The organism is Hydrogenophaga pseudoflava (assembly GCF_004353865.1).
Classification (GTDB): domain Bacteria; phylum Pseudomonadota; class Gammaproteobacteria; order Burkholderiales; family Burkholderiaceae_C; genus Hydrogenophaga; species Hydrogenophaga pseudoflava.
Genome location: NZ_CP037867.1, coordinates 4,729,340 through 4,754,816, shown reverse-complemented (window position 1 = coordinate 4,754,816; position 25,477 = coordinate 4,729,340). Strand labels below are relative to the sequence as shown.

Below are 25,477 nucleotides of genomic sequence, written 5' to 3'. Positions count from 1 at the left end.
ATTTGCGTTGGATATGAATCAAAGCCCGGCCCCAGCCGCCCCTGCCTCAAGAACCCAGAAGACCTGGTCGGCGATCACTCGGCTGTTGCTGTGGATGGTGCTGACGGTCTGGCTCCTGTTCGCACTCACCTGGGGCACCTTGCATTTTTGGATTGTGCCGCGAATCGGCGAATGGCGCCCCGACCTGGAGCGCTGGGCCAGTGCGGCGGTGGGGGTACCTGTCCAGGTGGGTGCCATCCGCGCCGAATCGCAGGGCGACGCCAGTGCCCGCGCCGGCTTCCTGCTGCGCCTGGTGCCGACGCTCGAACTCAGCGACGTGCGCCTGCTCGACCCCCAGGGCCGCGAAGCCCTCCGGCTGCCCAAGGTGCGGGCGGCGGTGTCGGTCACCTCGCTCTGGCGCCTGGGCTTCGAGCAGCTGCTGATTGAAGCGCCGGTGCTCGACATCCGCCGCACGCCGCAGGGGCGCATCGAAATCGCCGGCCAGGATTTTTCGGGGCCGCAGACCGGCGACCACCGCGCCGCGGACTGGTTCTTCTCGCAGTCCGAGTTCGTGATCCGGGGCGGCACCGTGCGCTGGACCGACGAACTCAAGGGCCAGCCCCCGCTGGCCCTGAACCAGCTGAGCTTCGTGGCCCGCAACCGAGTGCGCAGCCACCTGCTGCGGCTGGATGCGACACCGCCGCCCGAGTGGGGACAGACCTTCAGCTTGATGGCGCAGATGCGCGAACCCCTGCTGGACCTGGGGCCGCAGCCGCCGAACCAGGCGCCCTGGCACAACTGGAGCGGTGAGGTCTACGGCGATTTCCCGGCGGTCGATGTCTCGCGCCTGAGGGCCTATGTCGACCTGTCCGAATGGGGCGTCGAGGTGCGCGCCGGCCAGGGCCGCCTGCGCGCCTGGGCCGATGTCGAGCGCGGCCAGGTGGCCGGCGCCACCGTCGACATGGGTCTGCGCGAGGTCGCCACGCGGCTGGGCGAACAGCTGCCGGAGCTGGCGCTGGAGCGGGTCGATGGCCGGGTGGTGGCCAGCTGGGGCGCCCAGGGCTTCCAGGTGGCCAGCGACGACCTGAGCTTCCGCACCCAGGACGGCCTGGACTGGCCCGCCAGCAAGCTGCGGCTGGCGCACGACAACGGCCTGTCCCGCGGCGCGAATGCCAGCGCGACGACCACCGTCGAGGCCGACCGCCTGGACCTGGCGGCGCTGGCCGCGCTGGCCACGCGCGTGCCCCTGCCCCAGGCCAGCCGCGACCTGCTCACCAGCCTGCGCCCGGCCGGTCAGGTGCAGGGCCTGTCGGCGCGCTGGCAGCAGCCGGTGGTGCCCGCGGCGGCCGCGGGCCAGCCGCCGCCGGCCCCGGCCGTCACCGCCTACAAGGCCAGGGGGCGGGTCAGCGGCCTGGCGCTGGCCGGCCAGCCCAGCGGCCGCATGTCGGCCTACGGGCCCTACCCCGAACTGGGCCGGCCCGGGGTGGCGGGCGCCAGCGCCGACTTCGACCTCGACCAGGACGGCGGCACCGCGCGCGTCTCGATCACCGATGGCGCGCTGGAGCTGCCGGGCATGTTCGAGCAACCGCAGATCCCCCTGAGCAGCCTCCAGGCCGACGCCCGCTGGAGCGTCTCGGGTGAGCGCATCGAGGTCTGGCTGGACAACATGCGCCTGGCCAACGCCGACGCCGCCGGCACCGGCCGCCTGCACTGGACCACGGCAGACCCGGCGCGCAGCAACGCCAAGTCCCGCTTCCCCGGCGTGCTCGACCTCAGCACCACCCTCACCCGCGCCGACGCCGCCCAGGTGCACCGCTACATGCCGCTGTCGGTGGGCACCGACGCGCGCCGCTACGTGCGCGAGGCGATCCGCGGGGGGGCGTCCGACCGCGTCGAGTTCCGCGTGCGCGGCGACCTCTGGGACCTGCCCTTCCACCAGGCCGGCGCCGACGGCGAGTTCCGCATCACCGCGGCGCTCAAGGGCGTCGACTTTGCCTACCTGCCGCCCTACCTGCAGGACGAGGGCGCACCGGCCTGGCCGGCGCTCAAGGCGGTCAATGGCCAGCTGGTGCTCGAAAAGGCCTCGCTGAAACTCAGCGGGCTCAGCGCCGGGGTCGAGGGCCTGCCGCAGGTGCGGCTGGGCGAGGGTGAGGTGCTGATCCCCGACCTCATGGGCTCGCCGCGGGTCGAGGTCGGCGCGCGCACCCAGGGGCCGGCCGCCGAGGTGCTGCGCTTCGTGCAGACCTCGCCGCTCGACGGCTTGCTCTCCGGCGCCCTGTCCAGGGCCACGGGCACCGGCAATGCCGGGGTGTCGTTCAAGCTGCAGCTGCCCCTTGAGAAGATCGAGGACTTCGCGCTGCAGGGCAGCGTGCAGCTGGGTGGCAACGACCTGCGCATCACGCCCGATGCGCCCTTGCTGGAGCGCAGCAGCGGCAGCATCTCCTTCACCGAGCGCGGCTTCCGGCTGGCCGACGCCCGCGCCCGCCTGTATGGCGGCGACGTGGTGCTGGAAGGCGGCCTGCAGCCCGACCCGCGCGGCGTGGCCAAGGTGGAATTCCGCGGCCAGGGCAGCGCCACCGCCGAAGGGCTGCGCGATGGCGGGCTGGGTTTTGTCTCGCGCCTGTTCGCCAGCGCCAGCGGCAGCGCGGCCTACACCGCGCGCCTGGGCTTCCGGGGCGGCGCGCCGGAGATCAGCGTGAGCAGCTCGCTGCAGGGCCTGGCGGTGGACCTGCCGGCACCGCTTTCCAAGAAGGCCGAGGACAGCCTGTCGCTGCGCTACGACAACGCTGTGGTGGGGGTGGCGCCCGAGGGTGCTGGCGAGGTGGCCCGCACCGACCGGCTGGCGGTCGAGATCGGCCCCGCAGCGCAGCCCCTGCTGTCGCTGCAGTACGAGCGCGACGTCACCGGGACCGAGGCACGGGTGCTGCGCGGCAGCCTGGGCGTGGGTCTGCAGGCGGGTGAGGCCGCGCCGCTGCCGCTGCAGGGCGTGGCGGCCAACCTGCGCTTTGCCCGTATCGACGTGGACGCCTGGGAGCGCGTGTTCAGCGAGGCCAGCGGCGTCGACGTGCGCAGCACCAGCGCGGGCACGACCGCGCCGACGGCCCAGGCGGCCAGCCTGAACTACCTGCCCACCGTGCTGGCGGTGCGCGCCGGCCAGGTGGATGTCGACGGCCGCAGCTTCAACAACGTGGTGCTGGGCGGCTCGCGCGAGGGCACGCAGTGGCGCGCCAACGTCGACGCCGATGAGCTCAACGGCTATGTCGAATACCGCCAGGCGGCGGGCGGCAGCGCCGGCAGCGTCTACGCGCGGCTGGCGCGGCTGGACCTGGCGCCCAGCGCCGCGGCCGATGTCGAGCAGCTGCTGCAGCAGCCCAGCAGCGTGCCGGCGCTGGACATCACGGTGGAGAACCTGGTGCTCTCGGGCCGCCAGCTCGGGCTGGTGGACATCCAGGCCGTCAACCGCGGCGTGGGACGCAACCGGGAGTGGCGCCTGAACAAGCTCAACGTGCGTGTGCCCGAGGCACGGCTGATCGCCAGCGGCAACTGGGCGGCCACCGGGGACGAGGGTGCCGCGCGCCGCACCAGGCTGGACTTCCGGCTGGATGTGGACGACGCGGGCCAGCTGCTGACGCGCTTCGGCCGTGCGGGCGTGGTGCGCGGTGGCAGCGGCCACATCGAGGGCGAGATCGGCTGGCTCGGTTCGCCCTTCACGCTGGACTACCCCAGCCTCTCGGGCGAGATGGCGGCCAACTTCGAGACCGGCCAGTTCCTCAAGGTCGAGCCGGGTGCGGCCAAGCTGCTGGGCGTGCTGAGCCTGCAGGCCCTGCCGCGGCGGCTGACGCTGGACTTCCGCGACGTGTTCTCCGAAGGCTTCGCCTTCGACTTCGTGCGCGGCGACGCCAAGATCGCGCAGGGCGTGGCGACCACCAACAACCTGCAGATGAAGGGGGTGAACGCCGCCGTGCTGATGGAAGGCAGCGCCGACATCGTGCGCGAGCAGCAGGACCTCAAGGTGGTGGTGGTGCCCGAACTCAACGCCGGCACCGCCTCGCTGATCGCCACCGCCATCAACCCCGCCATCGGCCTGGGCACCTTCCTGGCCCAGTTCCTGCTGCGCGAACCGCTGCAGTCCGCCACCACCCAGCAGTTCCACATCAACGGCGGCTGGGCCGACCCCAAGGTCGAGAAGATCGAAAAGAAGTAAAAACGCACACCGATACCAAGGAGCACCCATGAAAGTCGCCGCCATCCAGATGGTCTCGGGCATCAGCCTGGACGCCAACCTCAGCGCCGCGCGCGCGCTGCTCGACCAGGCCGCCCGCGCCGGCGCCGAACTCGCGGTGCTGCCCGAGTACTTCTGCTTCATGGGCCAGCACGACGCCGACAAGCTGCTGCTGGCCGAACAGACCGGCCTGGGTACGGTGCAGGACTTCCTCTCCGACGCGGCGCGCGAGCTCAAGCTGTGGATCGTCGGCGGCACGCTGCCCATGGCCACCGACGACCCCGCGCACGCGGCCAACGCCTCGCTGGTCTACGACCACAAGGGCCACTGCGTCACCCGCTACGACAAGATCCACCTGTTCCGCTACGACAACGGCCGCGAGGCCTACGACGAGGCGGCGGTGCTGCGGGCCGGCGACACGCCGGTCTCCTTCGAGATGCCCACGCGCCACGGCGAACACTGGCGGATCGGCATGAGCGTCTGCTACGACCTGCGCTTCGGCGAGCTCTACCGCATGCTCGCCGCCGACCTGCTGCTGGTGCCCGCCGCCTTCACCCACACCACCGGCCAGGCGCACTGGGAGGTGCTGCTGCGCGCCCGCGCGATCGAGAACCAGGCCTATGTGATCGCCAGCGCCCAGGGTGGCGTGCACGAGAACGGCCGCCGCACCTGGGGCCACAGCATGGTGATCGACCCCTGGGGCCAGGTGATGGCGATGCAGGCCGAAGGCCCGGGCGTGGTGCTGGCCGACATCGACCTTGAACGCCTGCGCAGCGTGCGCGAACAGCTGCCGTCCCTCCAGCACCGCAGGCTGTGAGCCTATGAAACGACCGCCGCGGCGATGGCTGCTGTGGGGCGCGCTGCTGCTGCTGGTGGTGCTGCTGCTGGGCGTGCTGGTGTTCCTGGCCGCCGAGTACGAGGAATCGCGCGACCAGGAGGCGCTGGAGCGCGACGCCGCCGCACTGGCCGGCGACATTCGCAGCGGACTGGTGCGCAACGTGCAGACCCTGCAGGCGCTGCACAGCGTGGCCCCCACAGCCGCCTCGTGGCAGGACCCGGCCGCCGAGCTGCTGGAGCAGCACCGCGAACTGGTGCGGCTGGAGTGGCGCGACGCCGGTCTGCGGCTGCTGGCCGAGCGCGACTCGTCCTATGTGTCCGACCTGTACGGGCAGATGGCGCGCACCCAGGCCCTGCCCGACGTGCGCCAGGCCTGCGAGAGCGCCCAGCGGGTGTCCGGCCCCTCCTTCTCGCCCAGCTACTTCTGGCCCATGAGCAGCGGCCTGGGCATGGAGCTGATGGAGATGTGCCTGCCGGTCGTGCGCGCCGGCGCAGCCGAAGGCTACCTGGTGGCGACCTACGCCCTGCCCGGCCTGTTGTCGGAGCTGACCAACAAGGCGCTGCTGCGCAACCGCGGCCTGGCCTTCACCGAGGTCGATGGCACCCGGCTGGCGCTGCACAGCACCGTCTCGGGCAGCCGCAGCCTGCAGGTGGCCAGCGCCCTGCTGGACCTGCCGGGCCACACGCTGATGCTGCGGCTGGAGAGCCCGCGCCGGGTCGTCGGCCTGTTCCCCAACGTGCTGACGGCGGTGGTGGGTGCGCTCTCGCTGGCCCTGCTGGCGGTGCTGGTGCTGCTGGGGCGCGACATGCGGCGGCGCCAGCGCGCCGAGACCGAGGTGGCCGAGGCGCTGGCCTTCCGCAAGGCGATGGAGAACTCGCTCGTGACCGGGCTGCGCGCGCGAGACATGAACGGCCGCGTGACCTATGTGAACCCCGCGTTCTGCCAGATGGTGGGCTTCTCCGCCAGCGAGCTGATCGGCTCGGGCCTGCCCGCGCCCTGGTGGCCACCCGAGCTGGTGAACGAGTACCAGCAGCGCCAGGCGGTGCGGCTGGCCGGCCAGGTGCTCCCGCGCGAGGGCTACGAATCGGTGTTCCAGCGCAAGGACGGCACGCGCTTTCCGGTGCTGATCATCGAGGCGCCGCTGATCGATGCCCAGGGCACGCAGACCGGCTTCATGAGCGCCATCCTCGACCTGAGCGAGCAGCGCCGCGTCGAGGAGCTCAACCGCGCCTCGCAGGAGCGGCTGCAGGCCACCGCGCGCCTGGCCACCGTGGGCGAGATGGCCTCGCTGCTGAGCCACGAACTGAACCAGCCGCTGGCCGCCATCGCCAGCTACGCCAGCGGCTCGCTCAATCTGCTGGACGACGCCGATGCACCGCCCGATCTGCTGCGCCAGGCCATGCAGCGCGTGAGCGAACAGGCCGAACGCGCCGGCCGCGTCATCAAGAGCGTGGCCGACTTCGTGCGGCGGCGCGAACAGGTGCGCGAGGCGGTGGCGCCGGCCGACCTGCTGGAGGCCATCCTGCCGCTGCTGGGCCTGCAGGCCAAGAAACTGGGCATCCGGGTGGAGACCCGCATCGCGCCCGGTTGTCCGGCGGTGCTGTGCGACCGCACCATGGTCGAGCAGGTGCTGCTGAACCTGGCGCGCAACGGCATGCAGGCGATGCCGGAGGGCGATCCGCCGCTGGCCTCGGGCCTGCGCAGCATCCAGATCCACATCGCGCCGCGCCGCGCGCAGTCCGCCGATGGCGAGCCGCTGCGCAAGACCTGGGTCGAGTTCGCGGTCACCGACCACGGGAAGGGGCTGAGCGACGAGGTGCGCGAGAAGCTGTTCACGCCCTTCTTCACCACCAAGGCCGAGGGCATGGGCCTGGGCCTGTCGCTGTGCCGCACCGTGATCGAGCAGCACGGCGGCGCCCTGACCTTCGAGCCGGCCCAGCCGCGCGGCACGGTCTTCCGCTTCACGCTGCCGGGGGTGTAACCCCCACCCTCCGCCGCTGCGCGGGTCGCTATCATCCCGCCCATGACCCAGCATCCCGACGCCAAGGTGTTCATCGTCGACGACGATGCGGGCGTGCGCGATGCGCTGGCCTGGCTGCTGCGCACGCGGCGCCTGCTGAGCGAGCGCTACGACAGCGCCGACGCCTTCCTGGCCGAGATCGCCCGCTGGCCGTCCGAGCCCTCGGTGCCGAGCTGCCTGCTGCTGGACGTGCGCATGCCCGGCACCAGCGGTCTGGCGCTGTTCGAGCAGCTGCTGGCGCTGCCCTGGCAGGCGACCCTGCCGGTGATCTTCCTCTCCGGCCACGCCGACGTGCCGACCGCCGTCGACGCCGTCAAGCGCGGCGCCTTCGACTTCTGCGAGAAGCCGTTTTCCGACAACGCCCTGGTCGACCGCGTCGAGCAGGCGCTGGCGCTGTCGGCCCAGGTGCAGGAGGGGCGGCGCGCGCAGCGCAGCGTGCAGCAGCGCCTGGACAGCCTGACCGAGCGCGAGCGCGACGTGATGGACCTGGTGATCGAAGGCCTGCCCAACAAGCTGGTGGCCGACCGGCTCAACATCAGCGTGCGCACGGTCGAGGTCCACCGCTCGCGCGTGTTCGACAAGATGGGCGTGAAGTCGGCCGTCGAACTGGCCAACGCGCTGCGCCAGCTGGGGGCGCGCTGAGGCTCAGTCGTCCCGCGGATCGGGCCTCTCGGCCTTGCGCTCCTCGGGCAGTTCCCCGTTTTTCCGACCCGAGAACATGGTCCACCACACGATGAAGATCAGCAGTACCAGCGCAGCGAGCGCTTCGAGCAGCAACAGGGTCATGGACAGGGGCCGGAGCGCACTGGTTCGGTGGACGACGGCGCTGATTGTAGGCAGCCTGGCCGCCTGCACCACCGTCGAGGTGCCGCCCTCGACGCCCGCGCCGGGCGCCCGCCCGGCCGACGGCAGCCTGCCGCCCGCCATCCAGCAGCCGGCCAGCCGCTGGGTGCCGGTGCGCTGGAGCGACCTGCCCGGATGGGGCCTGGACAGCCTGCACGAGGTCTGGGGCGCCTGGGTGCGCGGCTGCGAGAAGCCCTCGCCGGTGCAGGCACCGCTGTGCGCCGAGCTGCGGCCGCTGATCATGGCCGGCACCGCCGAGCAGCAGGCCTGGATCGAAAGCCGCTTCCAGCCCTACCGCGTGGTCGAGCCCGACGGCAGTGCGCCGCAGGGCCTGCTCACCGGCTACTACGAGCCGGTGCTGGACGCTTCGCGCACCACCACCTTCAGCCACCGCGTGCCGGTGTACGCGCGGCCGGTCGGCGTGCGGCTGGGCAGCAACGAGCCGCCCTGGTACACCCGGCAGGAGATCGACACCCTGCCCGCGGCGCAGGCCGCGCTCCGGGGGCGCGTCATCGCCTGGCTGTCCGATCCCATCGACGCCCTGGTGCTGCAGATCCAGGGCTCGGGCCGGCTCAACATCAAGGAGCCCGATGGCACGGTCCGCCAGGTCCGGGTGGAGTTCGCGGCGCACAACGGCCACCCGTACCAGAGCGTGGGCAAGTGGCTGCTGGACCGGCGCGAGATCCGCGAGGGCAACTGGGAGGGCATCCGCGCCTGGGCCGCGCAGAACCCCGGCCGGCTCAACGAGCTGCTCTGGAGCAATCCGCGCACGGTGTTCTTCCGCGAGGTGCCGCTGACCGATCTCAACGCCCGCTTCGGCCCACCCGGTGCGCAGGGCGTGCCGCTCACGCCGGGCCGCTCGATCGCCGTCGATCCGCAGAGCATCCCCTACGGCACGCCGGTCTGGCTGGCCTCCAAAGGGGTGGTCTTCAACCAGCAGCGCCTGGTGATGGCGCAGGACACCGGCGGCGCCATCACCGGCGCGGTGCGCGCCGACCTGTTCACCGGTTGGGGCAACTGGGGCGACGCGCCCTACCAGCTGGCCTCACGGCTCAAGCAGCCGCTGCAGATGTGGGTGCTCTGGCCGCGCTGACAGCGGGTTTCAGAGGGTGGTGATGTCGGTCTGCACCGGCCAGTCCTGACCGGCACCGGGGACATGGGCCGACGGGCCGAACTGGTGTTGCAACACCATGGTGTAGCGCCCCGGGCGGTCGCTGCACAGGCGGTAGGCCTGGCCCGCCGCCTGCAGCGTGACACCGGATTCGGGGGCGGCGCGCACCTGCCACTGGTCGACATCCGGTGAGCGCAGCCGCAAGGTGACGCAGAAGCCCCGTTTCATGTTCGAGAGCACCACCAGGCGCTGCTGGCCGCCGAGCAAGCCGTCGGCGCCGCTGGTGAGTTGCGACGGGTGGCTGTTTTCAAGCACCCGCATGACGGGCGGCACGACGATGCGGAAATCCAGTGCCCCGCTGGTGGCGGGCGCCAGGGTCGTGAGTTGCGCTTCCCCCTGGCTGGCCGCGGGGGCCAGCACCAGGCCCAGGCCGACAGCCAGGGCGGACAGGAGGCGGTGTGCGGGCTTCATGCCCGCTGTATCGGCGCTCCGGGCGCGGACTTGACCCCTTGCCGACGTGCGGTGTCAGCGGGGCCGCTGCACCGGCAGGCTCAGGCGGGTGGTCTCGCGCAGGCGCAGGTCGATCGTGACCTGCCCGTCGTCGACCACGCTCCACGGCAGGGGCAGGGTGTCGTTGCGCACGCTCACCGTGCGCGGGCCGGAGGCCACGAAGGGGAAGCTGAAGCGGCCCTGGGCGTCGGTGCGCACCGAATACCGGTTGTCCAGCGCGACCGTGACGCCGGGCACCCCGGTCTCGTTGGCGTCCTGCGTGCCGCTGGCGTTGTCGTCGAAATACACGATGCCTTCGATGCGGCCACCGCCCTCCTGGGGCCGGCCGCCCAGCGGAACATTGCGGCTGCCCGCTTCGTCCTCGTACCGCAGCAGCACCAGGAAGCTGCGGTCGCTGTTGCCGGTGGTGGTCGTGGGCAGCGGCGCCAGCGGGTCCAGCGGCCGGCGCTCCGGTGTCTGACCGATGGCGCGGGTGTACTGGCCGCTGATGCTCCAGTGGCGGTTCAGGCGCCACTGGGCGCCCAGGTTCAGGTTGTGGCGCTGCTGCCCGTTGTCGCGCCGCTCGGTGCCGAGCTGGCCGCGCAGGTCGGCACCGTTGCTCAGCGGAGCCTGCAGCGCGAGCGCACCGGACCAGAAGTTGTCGCTGTCCTGGTTGGCGGCGTAGCGGCCCATGCCCAGGGTGGACGACAGGGTCCAGCCCAGTGGCACGGCCCATTCCTGGTCGTAGCTCAGCACCCGCGCGGGGCCCTGGAGGTCGGCGCCGCCGGCCAGTTCGAGTCGCCATCCGCTCTGGCCCCAGTCGTTGGTGCGGCGCCAGTCGGCGAAGCTGTTCCAGGCCTGGCCGTCGAAACGGCGCAATGCGGCACCGACGCTGAACTGGTTGTCCCGGTCGATGCGCCAGCGCGCGCTGGCCGAGGCGTAGCTGCCGTTGCCCACCCGCCCGCTGACCGAGCGCAGCCAGTCGTAGGAGGCTTCTGCCGACCACTGGCGGGTGCGCCACTGGCTGCGCAGGGTGGCGCCCTGCACGTCCGAGGGCATGGCCTGCGCGGCCCAGCTCAGACCGGGGTCGAGCCGGTACAGGCTCAGGCCGTGCTGGCGCGGGCCCTCGTCCCATTCGCTGTCCACCCAGACGCCCTGGGCGCTCACGCCGCCCGCGCCGGTGCGGCTGCTCACCAGCTGGGCCTGGCTGCGGTGGCTGGCGCTGTCCCGCCGCAGGGCGAGGTGGCTGGCGTCGGCGTCGGTGCGTCCCGAGGGGTTGTCCAGCGTGGCGCTGGTGAGCACATCGGTGGCGCGTTCGTGCTGCAGGGCGAGCGTCCAGCCGTCCGGCTCGGTGGCGCGCGCGCCGGGGCTGCGCCACTGCGCGCCAGCCAGGTGGCGCCGTCCGCCCAGGCCCTGGAATCCGGTCACCGGCTGGCTGGTGAGCTGGCCGGGCTCACCGCCCGCGGCCAGCAGCTGCAGCCCCTGTCCCGTGTGTTCCCACTGGCCGCTGAGCCCGCGCAGCTGGGTGCTCGGGAGCAGCACGCGCGAGGGCAGGCGCGACAGGTCGGTGCCGGGGGCGGTGATCACGCCCAGATCGTGGTCGCCGGTCCAGCCGCCGGGCAGCGGCAGTGCGCGCTGGCGCAGCGTCAGGGTGTATTCGCGCGGGCTGGGCGAGACGCTGCCGTCCATCGACAGCATGCCGTGGTTGGGGGTTTCGATCAGGCCTTCCAGGGCGTAGGCCAGGCGGGTGCGGCGCGAGGCGTCAAAGGCCTGGTTGCCAAGCCGGGTCTCCAGGCGCAGGTAGCGCGGCCAGCCGCCGCGGTCGTAGTCGTTCTGGCCGTCGTTTTCGTCGGCCAGTGGCGCCAGGCCCTCAATGATCCGGTCCTCGTAGGGCGCCGGAGCGGGGGCGTTGGCCGCGTTCTGCGCCTGCGCCTGCGCCGCGCCCAGTGCCAGGGCGCCGGCCAGCAGCCAACCTCCCCGGATCATGGGGCGAAGCTCGCGTCCAGCGGCAGCTTGTTCTTGCCGGATTCCAGCTGGCCCCGGACCTTGATCGGAAAACGCAGCGTGGGTGCGTTCTTGCCGTCGACCGCCACCGGCGCGAGGGCGATGCGGCGGGTCTCGCCGGGCAGGATGGGCAGGTCGGCGGGCGACATCTCGGCGCTCTGGCCGGCAGCGTCGGTGGCGTCCAGGAAACCCTCGACCCGGCCGGTGGCGGTACCGGTGTTGCGCACCCGCACGGTGGCGGTGGGCTGGCCGTTGGCCTGGACAGTCTCGGTGCCGGCGATCGACAGGGCCGGCGCCACGTCGCCGATGGCGGCGTAGACGATGACGCCGATGCGCCCGCCCACGGGGAAGCTCACCGCGCCCTCGACCTTGGCGGCCTCCAGGCCCTCGACCATGATGGCGAAGCGGCACTCGCGCGGCGGGGTGCCGGCCGGCGGGGCGATCTCGAATCGGTAGCGGTAGCGGGCCCCGGGCTGCAGGGTCAGCTCGCGCCGTTCGATCGCCACCCAGGGGCGGCAGCTGTCCGGGGCCAGCTCGTTCGTGAACGCGACCTGGTGGTCGGCATCGAGCGTCCAGTCGTTGGTGTAGATGCGGTAGTTGCCGGCGGCGCGGCCGACGTGCTGGATTTCGAGCACTTGGCGCAGCGGCTGGCCGGCCGCGGTCCGGACCTCGAAGCGCGGCGGCGAGATGAAGGCGGCAAAGCCCTGGGCCCAGGCCATCGCGGGCAACAGGACGAGCAGGCAGAGGGAAACGAGGCGGCGCATGTCGGCGGGTCAGTCGGTGTCGAACTCGAAGTGGAAGTTCAGCCGGCGGCTGGCGCTCTGCCAGTCGGGGCCGGAGCGCAGGCGCACTTGCATCTGGTCGCGCAGGCTGTCGGCGCCGATGGTGCCGGCCCAGACCAGCGCGCGCTCGCCCGAGACCAGGCGGCCCGAGCGCAGCGGGCCGTTGGTGGTCCACACGGCTTCGATGGACGAGGCCTGGTCGAGCGGCAGCACCATGTAGATGCGCCCGCTGCGGCCCACCCAGTCGCGGGTGTCGATGTGCAGGTGCACACGGACCCAGGTTTCCATGCCGCCGTCGCGGTCGCCCGGGGTCTGGGGCAGCCACTCCATCTGCGCGGTGGGCGGCGTGGTGTGGCTCAGCGAGTCGTCCAGGCGGTGGGTGCCCGCGCTGGCGGAGGCGCAGGCCAGGGCCAGCACCAGGCCGGTCAGGAGACTTGTGTTCACGGGCTGCTCAGGGTGTAGGTCACCCGGCCGTCGTAGGTGCCGGCGGCGCGGATGGCGCTGTTGGCGTAGCGGAACGTGTGACAGTTCTCTATATAGGTATTGGCCGGGATCGTGGTCAGGGTCTGGGTGCCACCGCTGAAGGTCCCGGCCGGGATCACGTTGGGCACGCCGCTGCCCGCCGCCGAGACGGTCCAGCTGATCTCGCTGAACGGGATGGTGTCGCCCGCAGTGGTGGTCAGGCTGGCGGGCGAGGTGACGCGCAGCATGGCGCTGGCGGGCCCGTTGCCGGGATTGCTGCGCCGGTAGGAGGCGCCGATCATCACCTGCGCGGACGGTGTCGGGCAGGTGTTGTAGTTGTCACCGTAGAGGCTGGCGGACTGCGTGCTGTTGCTGGTCATGGCCTGCGGAGCGCCCGACAGCAGCTGGGCGGCGGTGAGGTTGGCCGAGACGCGATTGACCGTGCCATTGTTGTCGTCGGCGGTGCCGTTGCCGACGTGCAGGAAGACCCGGCGCGAGGCCGCGGCGATGGTCAGCGACCAGGCCTGTGCCGGCAGCGCCTGCAGCCCGGCGCTCACCACCAGACCGGCGCCGATCAGGCGCAGCAGGGAGGGGGTCGGGGCGGTCTTCATGGCTGTGTCGTGTTCCGCCACCGGTGGTGCGGACACCTGGGAGCGGGCGACCGCCGGCGCAGGCCGGCCAGCGGTCGGGCGGCGCCGGGTCAGGGCATGGCCGCGGTGTAGGTCACGCGGCCGTTGGTGGTGCCGTAGGTGCCGGGAGCGACCACGGCAGAGTTGGCGTAGCTGAAGGTCCAGTTGGCCGAGCGGTCGGTGATCTTGGTGCCCGACGACAGGGTGACGTTGCTGGCCACGCCGGCGCCGGTCAGGGGGATGGCCGGGCTGGGCAGGGCCGCCAGGCTGGAGGTGGCCGTGATCTGCGACCAGGCAATGGTGTCGGCCGTGCCGTTGGTCAGGGCGCCGGTGGTGTTGGCGGTCAGGGTGATCTGGCCGTTGTTGCCCACCACACGCACCGGCACCACGTTGCCGGTGATGGCGCCTGCCGCCGCACCCGTGCCGATGGCCGAGGGGTTGCTGCTGTAGTCGAAGGTCACCGTGTCGATGGTGGAGTTGGCGGTCAGGCCGGCAGCGCCGGTGCCCACGCCGAGGAACAGCACGCGCGGGACCACGATGCGGAAATCCAGACGGGCGTTGGCATCGCCGGTGCCGACGGTCAGCTGCGACTCGGCCGATGCGAGCAGGGGGGTGGCCAGGGCCAGGGCCAGGGCGGACTTGAGGATCAGGGAGGACTTGTTCACGACGTTTCCTTCTTCAGGGTTGCGCAGCGCCGATGAACACTTTCTGATGCCATCGTCCCGCTGCTGAGCAGGCCGCACTGTACGCAGCCAGTCCCCTGGAGCCAAGAGACACGGTGGGAAAAAGTCACACTTTTCAAAGACTTGGCCGCCATTTCCGACCCGGCGGTCAAACCAAGGGGATAAACGGTAACAAAAAGTGCTCAAGTTTTGGTGCGGTTCGCCGAGTCGACACTTTGGTTCACAAGATGTCCCAGCGGCAGCGCGCTGCTGGCCTTGACCTCCCCGAGCGAAAAGCTGGTGTGCAGGTCCTTGACGTTGGGCAGGTGGATCAGCACCTCGCGCGCAAAACGGCTGAACTCGGCCAGGTCGGGGCACACCACCTGCAGCTCGAAGGTGCCCGAGCCACTGATGTAGTGGCAGCTGACGATCTCCGGGATCTGCCGGATGGCCTTCTCCATCTGGCCCAGCGCGTCGCCGCTGTTGCGTTCGGCGTCCAGCCGCACGAAGGCCAGCACGCCCAGGCCGATCTTGTTGCGGTTGAGCTCGGCCCGGTAGCCGGTGATGAAGCCCGCCTCTTCCAGCGCCCGCACCCGGCGCCAGCAGGGCGCGGCCGACAGGCCCACGCGGTTGGCCAGTTCGGCGTTGGTCAGACGGCCATCGGCCTGCAGTTCGTTCAGGATGGCCAGGTCGAACTTGTCCAGTGTTTCCATGAATCCGTATTTTGAGAAAGACTCTTTCTTAAATATCGCAAAACTGGGCACGAAAAGCAAACACCTGTCGGCGACCGGGCCATACACTGAGCGGCACACTGGCACCAGCCTACCCGGCTGTCTGTTGGTCACCGATCCGCCCACAAGGCGGGCACTTCCACCCCCGCAGGAGACAACAAGATGAACGCCCCACTGCCCGAGCACATCCGTCGCGCGCTCGAAACCGTCACGCTGGACGACAAGTACGCCCTCGACCACGGGCCCGCCTTCATGAGCGGGGTCCAGGCCCTGGTGAAGCTGCCGATGCTGCAGCGCCAGCGCGACGCCATGGTCGGCAAGAACACCGCGGGCTTCGTCAGCGGCTACCGGGGCTCGCCGCTGGGCGGCTACGACCAGGCGCTGCAGAAGGCCGCGCCCTACCTGAAGCAGCAAAACGTGGTGTTCCAGCCCGGGGTCAACGAAGAGCTGGCGGCCACGGCCGTGTGGGGCACGCAGCAGCTGGGCTTCGCGCCCAAGGGCAGCAACAAGTTCGACGGCGTGTTCGGCATCTGGTACGGCAAAGGCCCGGGCGTGGACCGCTGCTCCGACGTGTTCAAGCACGCCAACATGGCCGGCACCACGCCCTGGGGCGGCGTGATCGCGGTGGCCGGCGACGACCACGTGGCCAAGAGCTCGACCGCCGCGCACCAGAGCGACCACATTTTCAAGGCCTGCGGCCTGCCGGTGTTCTTCCCGTCCACGGTGCAGGAAATCCTCGACCTCGGCCTGCACGCGTTTGCCATGAGCCGCTTCAGCGGCGTGTGGACCGGCATGAAGACGATCCAGGAGATCGTCGAGTCCAGCGCCACCGCCATGATCGATCCCGAGCGGGTGCAGATCGTGATTCCCGAGTTCGACATGCCGCCGGGCGGCCTGCACATCCGCTGGCCCGACGCGGCGCTGGACCAGGAGGCCCGGCTGTTCGACTACAAGTGGTACGCGGCGCTGGCCTACGTGCGCGCCAACAAGCTCAACCACAACGTGATCGCCGGCCCGCACGACCGCTTCGGCATCATCGCCAGCGGCAAGGCCTTCAACGACACGCGCCAGGCCCTGCTCGACCTGGGTCTGGACGACGCCACCTGCCGCCAGCTGGGCATCCGCCTGCACAAGGTGGCCGTGGTGTGGCCGCTGGAGGCGGGCATCACGCGCGAGTTCGCCACCGGGCTGCGCGAGATTCTGGTGGTGGAAGAGAAGCGCCAGGTCATCGAATACCAGCTCAAGGAAGAGCTCTACAACTGGCGGCCGGACGTGCGCCCCAACGTGCTGGGCAAGTTCGACGAGGTCGAGGGCGACTACTCGGGCGGCGAATGGAGCCGGCCCAACCCCAGCGGCAACCAGCTGCTGCGCGCCAACGCCGACCTGAACCCGGCCCTGATCGCTCGGGCCATCGCGCGGCGTCTGAAGAAACTGGGCATTCCCTCGGACATCGAGGCCCGCATCGATGCGCAACTGGCCATCCTGGACGCACAGGAGCGCTCGACCCAGACCCTGCTGGCCGGTGCCTCGGCCGACGCCAACCGCCAGCCCTGGTTCTGCTCGGGCTGCCCGCACAACACCTCGACCCGCGTGCCCGAAGGCTCGCGCGCCATGGCCGGCATCGGCTGCCACTTCATGACCATCTGGATGGACCGCGCCACCGTGGGCTTCACCCAGATGGGCGGCGAGGGCGTGCCCTGGGTCGGCCAGCAGCCCTTCAGCAGCGACCAGCACATGTTCGCCAACCTGGGCGACGGTACCTACTTCCACAGCGGCCTGCTGGCGGTGCGCCAGAGCATCGCCGCGGGCGTGAACATCACCTACAAGATCCTCTACAACGACGCGGTCGCGATGACCGGCGGCCAGCAGGTCGGCGAGCGGCCCGAGGGCCACAGCGTGGTGCAGATCGCGCAGAGCATGCGCGCCGAGGGCGCGGTGAAGATCACCATCGTCACCGACGAGCCGGAGAAGTACGCGTCCGTGCAGGGCCTGCCCAGCGGCATCGCGATCCAGCACCGCGACACGCTGGACGCGGTGCAGCGCGAGTTCCGCGAGATCAAGGGCACCACGGTCATCATCTACGACCAGACCTGCGCTACCGAAAAGCGCCGCCGCCGCAAGCGCGGCACCATGGTCGAGCCCGACAAGCGGGTGGTCATCAACGAGCTGGTCTGCGAGGGCTGCGGCGACTGTGGCGAGCAGAGCAACTGCCTGAGCGTCGAGCCGCTGGAAACCGAATTCGGTCGCAAGCGCCGCATCAACCAGAGCAGCTGCAACAAGGACTTCTCCTGCGTCAAGGGCTTCTGCCCCAGCTTCGTCACCGTCCAGGGCGGGCAGCTGCGCAAGAAGGACAAGAAGGGTGCGGCCCTGGCCTGGTCCGGCGCCGAGCCGCCGCTGCCACGCCTGCCCCAGCTGACCGACGAGGCCTGGGGCATCGTGGTGGCCGGCGTGGGGGGCACGGGCGTCATCACCATTGGTCAGCTGCTGGGCATGGCTGCCCACATCGAGGGCCGGGGCATCGTCACGCAGGACGCGGCGGGCCTGGCGCAGAAGGGCGGCGCGACCTGGAGCCATGTGCTCATCGGTGCCAGCCAGGACCACATCCGGACCACGCGCGTGGGCACGGCCTCGGCCGACCTGGTGATCGGCTGCGACCCCCTCGTGGCCGCCGGCAAGGAGACGCTGCAGCGCCTGCGCGCGGGCCGCAGCCATGTGGCCCTGAACACCAGCGCCACCCCCACGGCTGCGTTTGTGAAGAACCCGCAGTGGCAGAACCCGGCGCAGGCCTGCGTGGACTCGCTGGTCGCTGCCTTGGGCGAGGCCGCGGTCGGCCGCTTCGACGCCGAAGCCGCTGCCACACGCCTGATGGGCGACTCGATCTACACCAACCCCATGATCCTGGGCTACGCGTGGCAGAAGGGCTGGGTGCCGCTGGGGCTGGAGTCGCTGATGCGCGCCATCGAGCTCAACGCGGTGCAGGTGGAGAAGAACAAGCAGGCCTTCGACTGGGGCCGCCGCGCGGCCCACGACCCGCAGGCCATGGCCGCGCTGCTGGCGCCGGCCACCCCGGCGCAGGTGATCCAGTTCAAAAAGCGCGACACCGTCGAGGAGCTGGTGGCCCGCCGCGTGGACTTCCTGACCGCGTACCAGAACGCCGCCTACGCCCAGACCTACCAGGACTTCGTGGAGAAGGTGCGTCAGGCCGAGAGCCGCCTGGGCAAGACCTCGCTGACCGAGGCGGTGGCGCGCTACCTGTTCAAGCTGATGGCCTACAAGGACGAGTACGAGGTGGCGCGCCTGCACACCGACCCGGCCTTCCGGGCGCAGATCGCCGAGCAGTTCGAGGGCGACTATCGCTTGCAGCTGCACCTGGCGCCGCCGCTGTTCGCGAAGACGAACGACAAGGGCGAGCTGATCAAGCAGACCTATGGACCCTGGATGCTCAAGGCCATGTCGGTGCTGGCCCGCTTCAAGGGCCTGCGTGGCACCGCGCTGGATGTGTTCGGCCGCACCGAGGAGCGCCGCACCGAGCGCGAGCTGATCGTGCAGTACCGCGCCGACATCGAGGGCCTGCTGGCCGGTCTCAACGCCGACTCGCATGCCCTGGTGCTGGAGGTCGCGCGCCTGCCCGAGCAGATCCGCGGCTTCGGCCACGTCAAGGCCCGGCACCTGGCGGCCGTGCAGACCCGGCGCGAGCAGCTGCTGGCCCAGTGGCGCGACAGTGCCGCTGGTGCGCTGCGCAGCCAAGCCGCCTGAGGCGGCCCTTTCCGGCCAATCCCCCGGTCGCCGGCCGGGGGAGACCGCGACTTACAATGACCGGTTCCGCCGCAAGGCCCGGCTGGGTGCGCCCGCCGGGCCTTCGGTTTGTCCCCTGACCTTTTCGTTGGAGACCGTCCCGTGTTCATTTCTTCTGCTTATGCCCAGGCCGCCGCTGGCGCCGGTGACACCCAGAGCACCCTGATCAGCATGCTGCCCCTGGTGCTGATGTTCGTGGTGCTGTATTTCGTGATGATCCGGCCCCAGATGAAGCGCCAGAAAGAGCACAAGGCCATGATCGAAGCGCTGGCCAAGGGCGACGAGATCGTGACCGCCGGTGGCTTCCTGGGCAAGGTGTCCAAGATCGGTGAAACCTACATCGGCGTGGAACTCGCCGACGGCATGGAAGTCCAGATGCAGCGCACGGCGGTTGTCCAGGTGCTGCCCAAGGGAACCATCAAGTAACCAGCCGGCGCCGAAGGCCCTGACATGAACCGTTATCCGCTCTGGAAGTACCTGATCATCGCGGTCACGCTGGTGGTCGGGGTGCTGTATTCGCTGCCCAACCTGTTCGGCGAATCGCCGGCGGTGCAGGTCTCGGCCGCCCGCTCCTCCGTCAAGGTCGACGAGACCACGCTGACGCGTGTGGAGCAGGCCCTCGGGCGCGAGAGCCTGGCGCCCACGCTGATCCAGCTGGAGGGCGGCTCGGTCAGGGCCCGTTTCGATTCCACCGACAACCAGCTCAAGGCCCGCGACGCCATCGAGCGCACGCTCAACCCCGATCCGGCCAACCCGGGTTTCGTGGTGGCACTGAACCTGGTGCCGCGCACACCGGCCTGGCTGGCGAGCATCGGCGCGTCGCCGATGTACTTGGGCCTGGACCTGCGCGGTGGGGTGCACTTCATGCTGCAGGTCGACATGCCGGCGGCGCTGCAGCGCAAGGCCGATGTGCTGGCCACCGACCTGCGCACCGCGCTGCGCGAGAAGAACGTGCGCCACGGTGGCATTCAGCGCAACGCGACGACCATCGAGTTGCGCGCCCGCGACGAGGCGACCGCCACGGCCATCGAAAACCTGATCGCCGACCAGTTCGCCGATCTGCAGGTGGTGCGCACACCCGACGGCGCCGAATTCCGCCTCACCGCCACGCTCAAGCCGCAGGCCGCGCTGGCGGTGCAGTCCCAGGCGGTCAAGCAGAACATCACCACACTGCACAACCGGATCAACGAACTTGGCGTGGCCGAGCCGGTGATCCAGCAGCAGGGCGCCGACCGCATCGTGGTGCAGCTGCCCGGCGTGCAGGACACGGCCAAGGCCAAGGACATCCTGGGCCGCACGGCCACCCTGGAGCTGCGCCTGGTGGACGAAAGCACGGAAGGTCTGGCGGCCGAGAGCGGTTCCGGCATGGTGCCCTTCGGTTCCGAGAAGTACCTGGAGCGCAATGGCCGCCCGGTGATCGTCAAGCGCGAGGTGCTGCTCACGGGCGAGAACCTCACCGACGCGCAGGCCGGCTTCGACGACCAGCAGCAGCCGGCGGTTCACCTGACGCTCGACGGCAAGGGCGCGCGCATCTTCCGCGACGTGACGCGCGAGAACATCAACAAGCGCATGGCCATCATCCTGTTCGAGAAGGGCAAGGGCGAGGTCGTGACGGCCCCGGTGATCCGCTCCGAGATCGGCGGCGGGCGCGTGCAGATTTCCGGCAGCATGACGACGGTCGAAGCCAACGACACCGCGCTGCTGCTGCGCGCCGGTTCGCTGGCCGCGCCGATGGAAATCATCGAGGAGCGCACCATCGGCCCGAGCCTGGGCAAAGAGAACATCGAGCGAGGCTTCAACAGCGTGATCTGGGGCTTCGTCGTGATCGTCGTCTTCATGTGCATCTATTACATGCTGTTCGGCGTGTTCTCCAGCCTGGCACTGGGCTTCAACCTCGTGCTGCTGGTGGCGGTGCTGTCGATGCTGCAGGCCACGCTGACGCTGCCGGGCATTGCGGCCATGGCGCTGGCGCTGGGCATGGCCATCGACGCCAACGTGCTGATCAACGAGCGGGTGCGCGAGGAGCTGCGCAACGGATCTTCGCCCCAGACAGCGATCAACATCGGCTACGACCACGCCTGGGGCACCATCCTGGACTCCAACGTCACTTCGCTGATCGCCGGCATCGCACTGCTGATCTTCGGTTCCGGCCCGGTGCGCGGCTTCGCCGTGGTGCACTGCATCGGCATCCTGACCAGCATGTTCTCGGCCGTGGTGTTCTCGCGCGGCCTGGTCAACCTCTGGTACGGCCGGCAGAAGAAACTCAAGAGCGTGTCCATCGGCACGGTGTGGCGCCCCGAGGGCGGTAGTGCGGTGGCCAAGGCCGACTGACCGGGAATACGAAGATGGAACTGTTCCGTATCCGCAAGGACATCCCGTTCATGCGCCACGCGCTGGTGCTCAACGCGATCTCGGCCATCACCTTCGTGCTGGCAGTGTTCTTCCTCGTCTCGCGCGGCCTGAACCTGTCGGTGGAGTTCACCGGTGGCACCGTGATGGAGGTCGCCTATCAGCAACCTGCCGATCTGGAGTCCGTGCGTTCGGTGATCGAGGGGCTGGGCTACGCCGATGTGCCGGTGCAGAACTTCGGCACCTCGCAGGACGTGCTGCTGCGCCTGCCCGCCCGGGAGGGGCTGAGCTCCGGCCAGCAGAGCGAGGCGGTCATGGCCGCGCTGAAGGCGCAGGACCCTGCCGTCCAGCTGCGCCGCACCGAGTTTGTCGGCCCGCAGGTCGGGCAGGAACTGGTGCAGCACGGCCTCATGGCGCTGGGTCTGGTGATCGTGGGCATCATGATCTATCTGGCGGTGCGCTTCGAGTGGAAGTACGCGGTGTCGGCCATCATCGCCAACCTGCACGACGTGATCATCATCCTGGGCTTCTTCGCCTTCTTCCAGTGGGAGTTCTCGCTGGCGGTGCTGGCGGCCGTGCTGGCCGTGCTGGGCTATTCGGTCAACGAATCTGTGGTGATCTTTGACCGCATCCGTGAAACATTCCGCCGCCAGCGAAAGATGTCCACGGTCCAGATCATCGACCGCGCCATCACCTCGACCATCAGCCGGACCATCATCACTCACGGTTCGACCCAGATCATGGTGATGTCCATGCTGCTGTTCGGTGGCCCGACGCTGCACTACTTCGCCATGGCGCTGACCATCGGCATCCTGTTCGGCATCTATTCCTCCGTATTCGTGGCGGCGGCCATCGCGATGTGGCTGGGCATCAAGCGCGAAGACCTGATCAAGACGTCCGCCAAGTCTGCATCGGGCGATCCGGACGATCCGAACAGCGGGGCGGTGGTCTGAGCTTCCGGGGTTTGTCTGCGCTCTTGAGCCGAGGGAAAAGCCCGGGTTGAAGAGGAATGTGAGCGTTGTCTTTCGTGTCATACTGACTTCCTGTGGCAACCCCCGATCAGCATGTTTCGTCTCTGGCCAAGCAGGCGCGTGAACTCTTCGTGGTTCATGTGGGACGGGTCTTGCCCGAACTGGTCAAGGCGGCTGAAAACCGGTTGACAGCCATCCTGGACCAGGCTGGCCCGGCGCGTGAAATGCAGGAGCGCCGCGACGCGTGGACCGCGTTCCAGAAGTCCCAGGGCATGTGGCTGAACCAGAGTCGCAAGGCCCTGCAGCGCACCCTGTTGCCCCGCACCACTTCGCAACACTCCGGGCAGTTGCCTCTGACGGGCCGTCTGGAGCTGCTGGCCGAAGGCGCGATCGACGATCAGATTCTGGCCTCCCGCTTGGCCATGCGTGTGCTGGAGCAGGTGGCCAGCGAACTCAACGAGTTGCGGCTGCGCATTCAACACCTGGAGAAGCGGCAGGAGCTGCCGCGAGGCGACGTGCTGCTGCCGGATGTGGTGTGCCGCATTCTGGTGGACCAGTGGCTGGATGTGCAGATGACCCGTGAGGCCTGGTCACTGGTGCAGGACGCCATTTCACCGGTGTTGGCGAAGTCGATGCTGGAAGCCTACAAGGCTGCCAACGAGTTTCTTGTGTCCAGCGGTGTGATGAAGGAGATTGATCTGCAGGCGCTGGTCAGGCGCGCGCCCGGCAGCCGGTCACCAGCGCCCTCCTCTGCCCGGGACGCCACACCGGAAGCGCCGGCTGCAGGATCGGGCTGGGGGCGGGCGTCGGGTCATACCCCAGCGGGCGCTGCAGCGTTTTCCCATGGCGAGTCCGGCGGCGGGCTTGGCACCGGAGGTTCCGGGGGCAGCGCCTTTGCAGGCGCCCCTCCAACGGGGCGTGCGCCCTCGGGCATGGGGGTTCATGACGAAACCCGCATGATGACCCATTCGTCGCCGCTGGCGAGAGCCCGGATGAGGGCGCAAGGTGTTGTGGGGCGCCTGCGGCGTCTGCTGGCTGACAAGATCGGCGGCGACTTCGAAGCCACACAGCTGCTGCCCTCGTCCCCGCGGCTGCAGCAGGCCATGATGGACGCGGCCCCGATTCCGATGCCGGATGTGGTCACCACCGGCTCAGGTGGCGTTCGGTCGGTCGCTCCTCCCATGGACCACTCGCATGTGGCCCAAGCGGCAACCGCCCTGCGCCAGCGCACGGTCGAGCTCAAGCAGGCGGCTTCGACGCCCTCCGAAAAGGCCACTATCGAGGTGGTGGCCCTGATGTTCCAGAGCATCCTGGCAGAGGAGCGGATTCCGCCCAGTGTGCGGGTCTGGTTCGCGCGTTTGCAGATACCCGTGTTGCGCGTGGCCCTGGCCGAACCCGAGTTCTTCAGTGCACTTCAGCATCCGGCGCGCCAGCTCATCGATCGGATGGGATCCTGTGTGCTGGGCTTTGAATCCAATGTCAGCTCTGTGGCGCTGGAGGCGGAGATCAAGCGGGTGGTGCAGGTCATCGAGCAGTACCCCGAAACCGGCCGCCGAGTGTTCCAGCTTGTGCTGGACGAGTTCCAGAAGTTCTTGTCCACGTACCTCACCGAGCAGGGCGGCGCCAGCCGCTTTGTCAGCGTCGCACAGCAGGTGGAGCAGAAGGAAACACTGTCGGTGCAGTACACCATCGAGCTGCGCAAGCTGCTGGACGACATCACCGTGCGCGAAGAGGTGCGCGAGTTTCTGTTCAAGGTCTGGGTCGAGGTTCTGGCAGTCGCTAGCGTCAAGTACGGCGTCAAGCACGAAGAAACCGCCTCGCTCAAGCGGGTGGCATCCGACCTGCTCTGGGCGGCCAGTGCCAAACCCAATCGCAACGATCGGGCGCGCGTGATCCAGCAGTTGCCGGGTTTGCTGCAGCGGCTGCGACAGGGCATGAGCCTGCTGGGGTACTCGCCCAGCATGCAGGATGGACACATCAAGTCCGTGAGCGACACGCTGGCCGATGCCTTCATGTCGCGCACCGAGGCGATCTCACAGGAAAGCCTGGACAAGTTGTCCGATCGCCTGACGAATCTGGAGGACTACCTGCCCGACAGCGGCGTCGGCGACCTCGACCTGGACAACGAAAGCATCGAGATGATCACTGGGGTGGACGCCACCAACATCGAGGTGATTCGCCAGGGCGGCAGTCAGCCCACCGAAGCCATGAGGGCCTGGGCCCAGGAGTTGCAGATCGGGTCCTGGTTTGGCCTTGATCACAACGGCAAGCTCAACAGCGTGCAGTTTGCCTGGCGCAGCGAGCGGGGACAGCTGTACCTGTTCGTGACGAGCGTTGGTCGCTGCTTCCTGATCCAGGCCACGCGCGTGGCCGCCTACCTCCAGGCAGGTCTGCTGGTGCCCAGCGAGGACGAGGCGCTGACCGTGCGCGCAACCCGCGACGCGCTGGCCAAACTCGACGCCAACCCCGAGCGACTGCTCGGCTGAGTCACACCTGGCCGGTGCGCTGGAACAGGCCGCCCTGTAGCCGCCCGACCTGCCCGTCCAGCTCCAGCTCCAGCAGACGGGCCTGCAGCGCTGCGGTGTCCAGTCCGGTTCGAGCCTGAAGGGCATCCAGTCCGATGGGGTCAAAGCCCATCGCGCGCAACAGCCCGTCTTCGTCCGTGGGCAATGCCGGCTCGTGCTTTGGCTGCGATGGCTCTGACAGGTGCAGATCCTCCAGAATGTCCTGTGCCGACTCGACCAGTTTGGCGCCTTGCCGGATCAGTGCATGGCAGCCCCGCGACTGCGGGGCATGGATCGACCCGGGAATGGCAAACACTTCCCGGCCCTGTTCTGCGGCCAGTCTGGCGGTGATCAGGGATCCGGACCGCACCGCGGCTTCGACCACCAGGGTGCCCTGGCTCAGGCCGGCGATGATCCGGTTGCGCTGCGGGAAATTGGCTCCCAGCGGCGACGTGCCGAGCAGGTATTCGCTGATGAGCGCGCCGGATGCCGCGATGCGACAGGCCAGCGCCGCGTGCCGCTGGGGGTAGACCGTGTCCAGTCCGGTGCCGACCACGGCGAGCGTCAGGCCGCCGCCTTCCAGCGCGCCGGTGTGGGCGGCACCGTCGACGCCCAGGGCCAGGCCCGACACGACACACAGCCCCGATTCCGCCAGGCTCCGTGCGAACTCGCGCGCGTTGGCTTCCCCCTGAGGGGTGGGGTTGCGGCTGCCCACGACCGCCAGCTTCTGGGGATGGCTCAAGGCATCGAGCCGACCTTGCACATGCAGCAGCAGTGGGGGATCGGCCGTCTGCAGCAGGCTGGTGGGATAGCGCGGATCGGCCAGTGTGATGACATGCCGGTCGCTGCCTTCCGTCAGCCAGGCCTGCAACCGGTCAAGGGCATCGACGAGTGTTGCGGGCTCTGACTGCAGCGCACGCGCAATGCGGGCGCTGGTGACCGTCTCCCAGGCGCTGGGACTGTGCTTCCAGATGTCGGCTGGCAGACCGAATGCCGCCAGCAGTCGCCGCGCCGTGTCGCGGCCGACGCCCGGGGTGAGCAGCAACCTGAGCCAGGCGGCCCATTCGTCCCGCTCCATGGGCTGCC

The 25,477-nt window shown here is 69.6% G+C and carries 19 protein-coding genes; 10 read left to right on the top strand and 9 right to left on the bottom strand.

Annotated features, from left to right (window positions below; all coding sequences use genetic code 11):
* Window positions 1-13: 13 nt before the first annotated feature.
* From HPF_RS22825 to HPF_RS22810, 4 genes are read left to right on the top strand one after another with little or no spacing between them, the layout of a single operon-like run.
* On the top strand, window positions 14-4,183 hold the full coding sequence (locus tag HPF_RS22825) for a YhdP family protein (protein ID WP_133157928.1): 4,170 nt from the start codon (window positions 14-16) through the stop codon (window positions 4,181-4,183).
* Between the two features lie 28 nt (window positions 4,184-4,211).
* Window positions 4,212-5,018: a carbon-nitrogen hydrolase family protein gene (locus HPF_RS22820; RefSeq protein ID WP_066159315.1), complete on the top strand. Its 807-nt coding sequence runs from the start codon at window positions 4,212-4,214 to the stop codon at window positions 5,016-5,018.
* Between the two features lie 4 nt (window positions 5,019-5,022).
* Entirely contained in the window at window positions 5,023-7,020 is a 1,998-nt protein-coding gene (locus tag HPF_RS22815) for a two-component system sensor histidine kinase NtrB (RefSeq protein ID WP_079364844.1), read from the top strand.
* Between the two features lie 42 nt (window positions 7,021-7,062).
* On the top strand, window positions 7,063-7,701 hold the full coding sequence (locus HPF_RS22810; protein WP_133157927.1) for a response regulator transcription factor: 639 nt from the start codon (window positions 7,063-7,065) through the stop codon (window positions 7,699-7,701).
* Window positions 7,702-7,704: 3 nt separating this feature from the next.
* Here HPF_RS22810 and HPF_RS23730 read toward each other — a convergent pair whose 3' ends face one another.
* A complete protein-coding gene (locus tag HPF_RS23730; protein WP_164868308.1) occupies window positions 7,705-7,845 on the bottom strand; it encodes a hypothetical protein in 141 nt (46 codons plus the stop codon).
* Here HPF_RS23730 and mltA point away from each other — a divergent pair.
* On the top strand, window positions 7,778-8,995 hold the full coding sequence (mltA, locus tag HPF_RS22805) for a murein transglycosylase A (RefSeq protein ID WP_133157926.1): 1,218 nt from the start codon (window positions 7,778-7,780) through the stop codon (window positions 8,993-8,995). The two genes, HPF_RS23730 and mltA, sit on opposite strands and share 68 nt — an antisense overlap.
* A gap of 9 nt (window positions 8,996-9,004) precedes the next feature.
* Here mltA and HPF_RS22800 read toward each other — a convergent pair whose 3' ends face one another.
* From HPF_RS22800 to HPF_RS22770, 7 genes are all read right to left on the bottom strand, one after another.
* On the bottom strand, window positions 9,005-9,484 hold the full coding sequence (locus HPF_RS22800) for a hypothetical protein (protein WP_133157925.1): 480 nt from the start codon (window positions 9,482-9,484) through the stop codon (window positions 9,005-9,007).
* Between the two features lie 54 nt (window positions 9,485-9,538).
* Entirely contained in the window at window positions 9,539-11,488 is a 1,950-nt protein-coding gene (locus HPF_RS22795) for an SdrD B-like domain-containing protein (RefSeq protein ID WP_133157924.1), read from the bottom strand.
* Window positions 11,485-12,270, bottom strand: a complete 786-nt coding sequence (locus HPF_RS22790; protein ID WP_133157923.1) for a COG1470 family protein — start codon at window positions 12,268-12,270, stop codon at window positions 11,485-11,487. The genes HPF_RS22795 and HPF_RS22790 overlap by 4 nt, the downstream gene beginning before the upstream one ends.
* A 9-nt stretch (window positions 12,271-12,279) precedes the next feature.
* Complete coding sequence (locus HPF_RS22785) at window positions 12,280-12,732, bottom strand: hypothetical protein (protein WP_079364849.1); 453 nt, start codon at window positions 12,730-12,732, stop codon at window positions 12,280-12,282.
* The gene (locus HPF_RS22780) at window positions 12,729-13,361 is read right to left on the bottom strand and encodes a hypothetical protein (RefSeq protein WP_133157922.1); all 633 of its coding nucleotides are present in this window, start codon (window positions 13,359-13,361) and stop codon (window positions 12,729-12,731) included. The genes HPF_RS22785 and HPF_RS22780 overlap by 4 nt, the downstream gene beginning before the upstream one ends.
* Window positions 13,362-13,450: 89 nt before the next feature.
* Window positions 13,451-14,044, bottom strand: coding sequence for a hypothetical protein (locus HPF_RS22775; protein WP_133157921.1), 594 nt, complete (start codon window positions 14,042-14,044; stop codon window positions 13,451-13,453).
* Between the two features lie 200 nt (window positions 14,045-14,244).
* A complete protein-coding gene (locus tag HPF_RS22770) occupies window positions 14,245-14,754 on the bottom strand; it encodes an Lrp/AsnC family transcriptional regulator (protein ID WP_133157920.1) in 510 nt (169 codons plus the stop codon).
* Window positions 14,755-14,934: 180 nt separating this feature from the next.
* Between HPF_RS22770 and HPF_RS22765 the strand changes: the two genes are divergently transcribed.
* The 5 genes from HPF_RS22765 (at window position 14,935) to HPF_RS22745 (ending at window position 24,373) form a co-directional block, all read left to right on the top strand.
* Window positions 14,935-18,528, top strand: coding sequence for an indolepyruvate ferredoxin oxidoreductase family protein (locus tag HPF_RS22765; RefSeq protein WP_133157919.1), 3,594 nt, complete (start codon window positions 14,935-14,937; stop codon window positions 18,526-18,528).
* Between the two features lie 141 nt (window positions 18,529-18,669).
* Window positions 18,670-18,993 carry a preprotein translocase subunit YajC gene (gene yajC, locus HPF_RS22760; RefSeq protein WP_066159282.1) on the top strand — a complete coding sequence of 108 codons (324 nt, stop codon included), beginning with the start codon at window positions 18,670-18,672 and terminating at the stop codon, window positions 18,991-18,993.
* Window positions 18,994-19,017: 24 nt separating this feature from the next.
* On the top strand, window positions 19,018-20,898 hold the full coding sequence (gene secD / locus HPF_RS22755) for a protein translocase subunit SecD (RefSeq protein WP_066159280.1): 1,881 nt from the start codon (window positions 19,018-19,020) through the stop codon (window positions 20,896-20,898).
* 14 nt (window positions 20,899-20,912) lie between these two features.
* Complete coding sequence (gene secF, locus HPF_RS22750) at window positions 20,913-21,869, top strand: protein translocase subunit SecF (RefSeq protein WP_066159277.1); 957 nt, start codon at window positions 20,913-20,915, stop codon at window positions 21,867-21,869.
* 92 nt (window positions 21,870-21,961) lie between these two features.
* Window positions 21,962-24,373, top strand: a complete 2,412-nt coding sequence (locus HPF_RS22745; RefSeq protein ID WP_133157918.1) for a DUF1631 family protein — start codon at window positions 21,962-21,964, stop codon at window positions 24,371-24,373.
* 1 nt (window position 24,374) lies between these two features.
* Here HPF_RS22745 and dprA read toward each other — a convergent pair whose 3' ends face one another.
* Window positions 24,375-25,469, bottom strand: coding sequence for a DNA-processing protein DprA (gene dprA, locus HPF_RS22740; protein ID WP_133157917.1), 1,095 nt, complete (start codon window positions 25,467-25,469; stop codon window positions 24,375-24,377).
* Between the last annotated feature and the right edge of the window lie 8 nt (window positions 25,470-25,477).

Bases quoted from the DNA above. Each gene is read 5' to 3' on its own strand.
- HPF_RS22770 (WP_133157920.1), bottom strand. From the start codon at position 14,754: ATGGAAACACTGGACAAGTTCGACCTGGCCATCCTGAACGAACTGCAG.
- secF (WP_066159277.1), top strand. From the start codon at position 20,913: ATGGAACTGTTCCGTATCCGCAAGGACATCCCGTTCATGCGCCACGCG.
- mltA (WP_133157926.1), top strand. From the start codon at position 7,778: ATGGTCCACCACACGATGAAGATCAGCAGTACCAGCGCAGCGAGCGCT.
- HPF_RS23730 (WP_164868308.1), bottom strand. From the start codon at position 7,845: ATGACCCTGTTGCTGCTCGAAGCGCTCGCTGCGCTGGTACTGCTGATC.
- HPF_RS22800 (WP_133157925.1), bottom strand. From the start codon at position 9,484: ATGAAGCCCGCACACCGCCTCCTGTCCGCCCTGGCTGTCGGCCTGGGC.
- HPF_RS22820 (WP_066159315.1), top strand. From the start codon at position 4,212: ATGAAAGTCGCCGCCATCCAGATGGTCTCGGGCATCAGCCTGGACGCC.
- secD (WP_066159280.1), top strand. From the start codon at position 19,018: ATGAACCGTTATCCGCTCTGGAAGTACCTGATCATCGCGGTCACGCTG.
- HPF_RS22810 (WP_133157927.1), top strand. From the start codon at position 7,063: ATGACCCAGCATCCCGACGCCAAGGTGTTCATCGTCGACGACGATGCG.
- HPF_RS22815 (WP_079364844.1), top strand. From the start codon at position 5,023: ATGAAACGACCGCCGCGGCGATGGCTGCTGTGGGGCGCGCTGCTGCTG.
- HPF_RS22825 (WP_133157928.1), top strand. From the start codon at position 14: ATGAATCAAAGCCCGGCCCCAGCCGCCCCTGCCTCAAGAACCCAGAAG.
- HPF_RS22780 (WP_133157922.1), bottom strand. From the start codon at position 13,361: ATGAAGACCGCCCCGACCCCCTCCCTGCTGCGCCTGATCGGCGCCGGT.
- HPF_RS22765 (WP_133157919.1), top strand. From the start codon at position 14,935: ATGAACGCCCCACTGCCCGAGCACATCCGTCGCGCGCTCGAAACCGTC.
- HPF_RS22795 (WP_133157924.1), bottom strand. From the start codon at position 11,488: ATGATCCGGGGAGGTTGGCTGCTGGCCGGCGCCCTGGCACTGGGCGCG.
- HPF_RS22790 (WP_133157923.1), bottom strand. From the start codon at position 12,270: ATGCGCCGCCTCGTTTCCCTCTGCCTGCTCGTCCTGTTGCCCGCGATG.
- dprA (WP_133157917.1), bottom strand. From the start codon at position 25,469: ATGGAGCGGGACGAATGGGCCGCCTGGCTCAGGTTGCTGCTCACCCCG.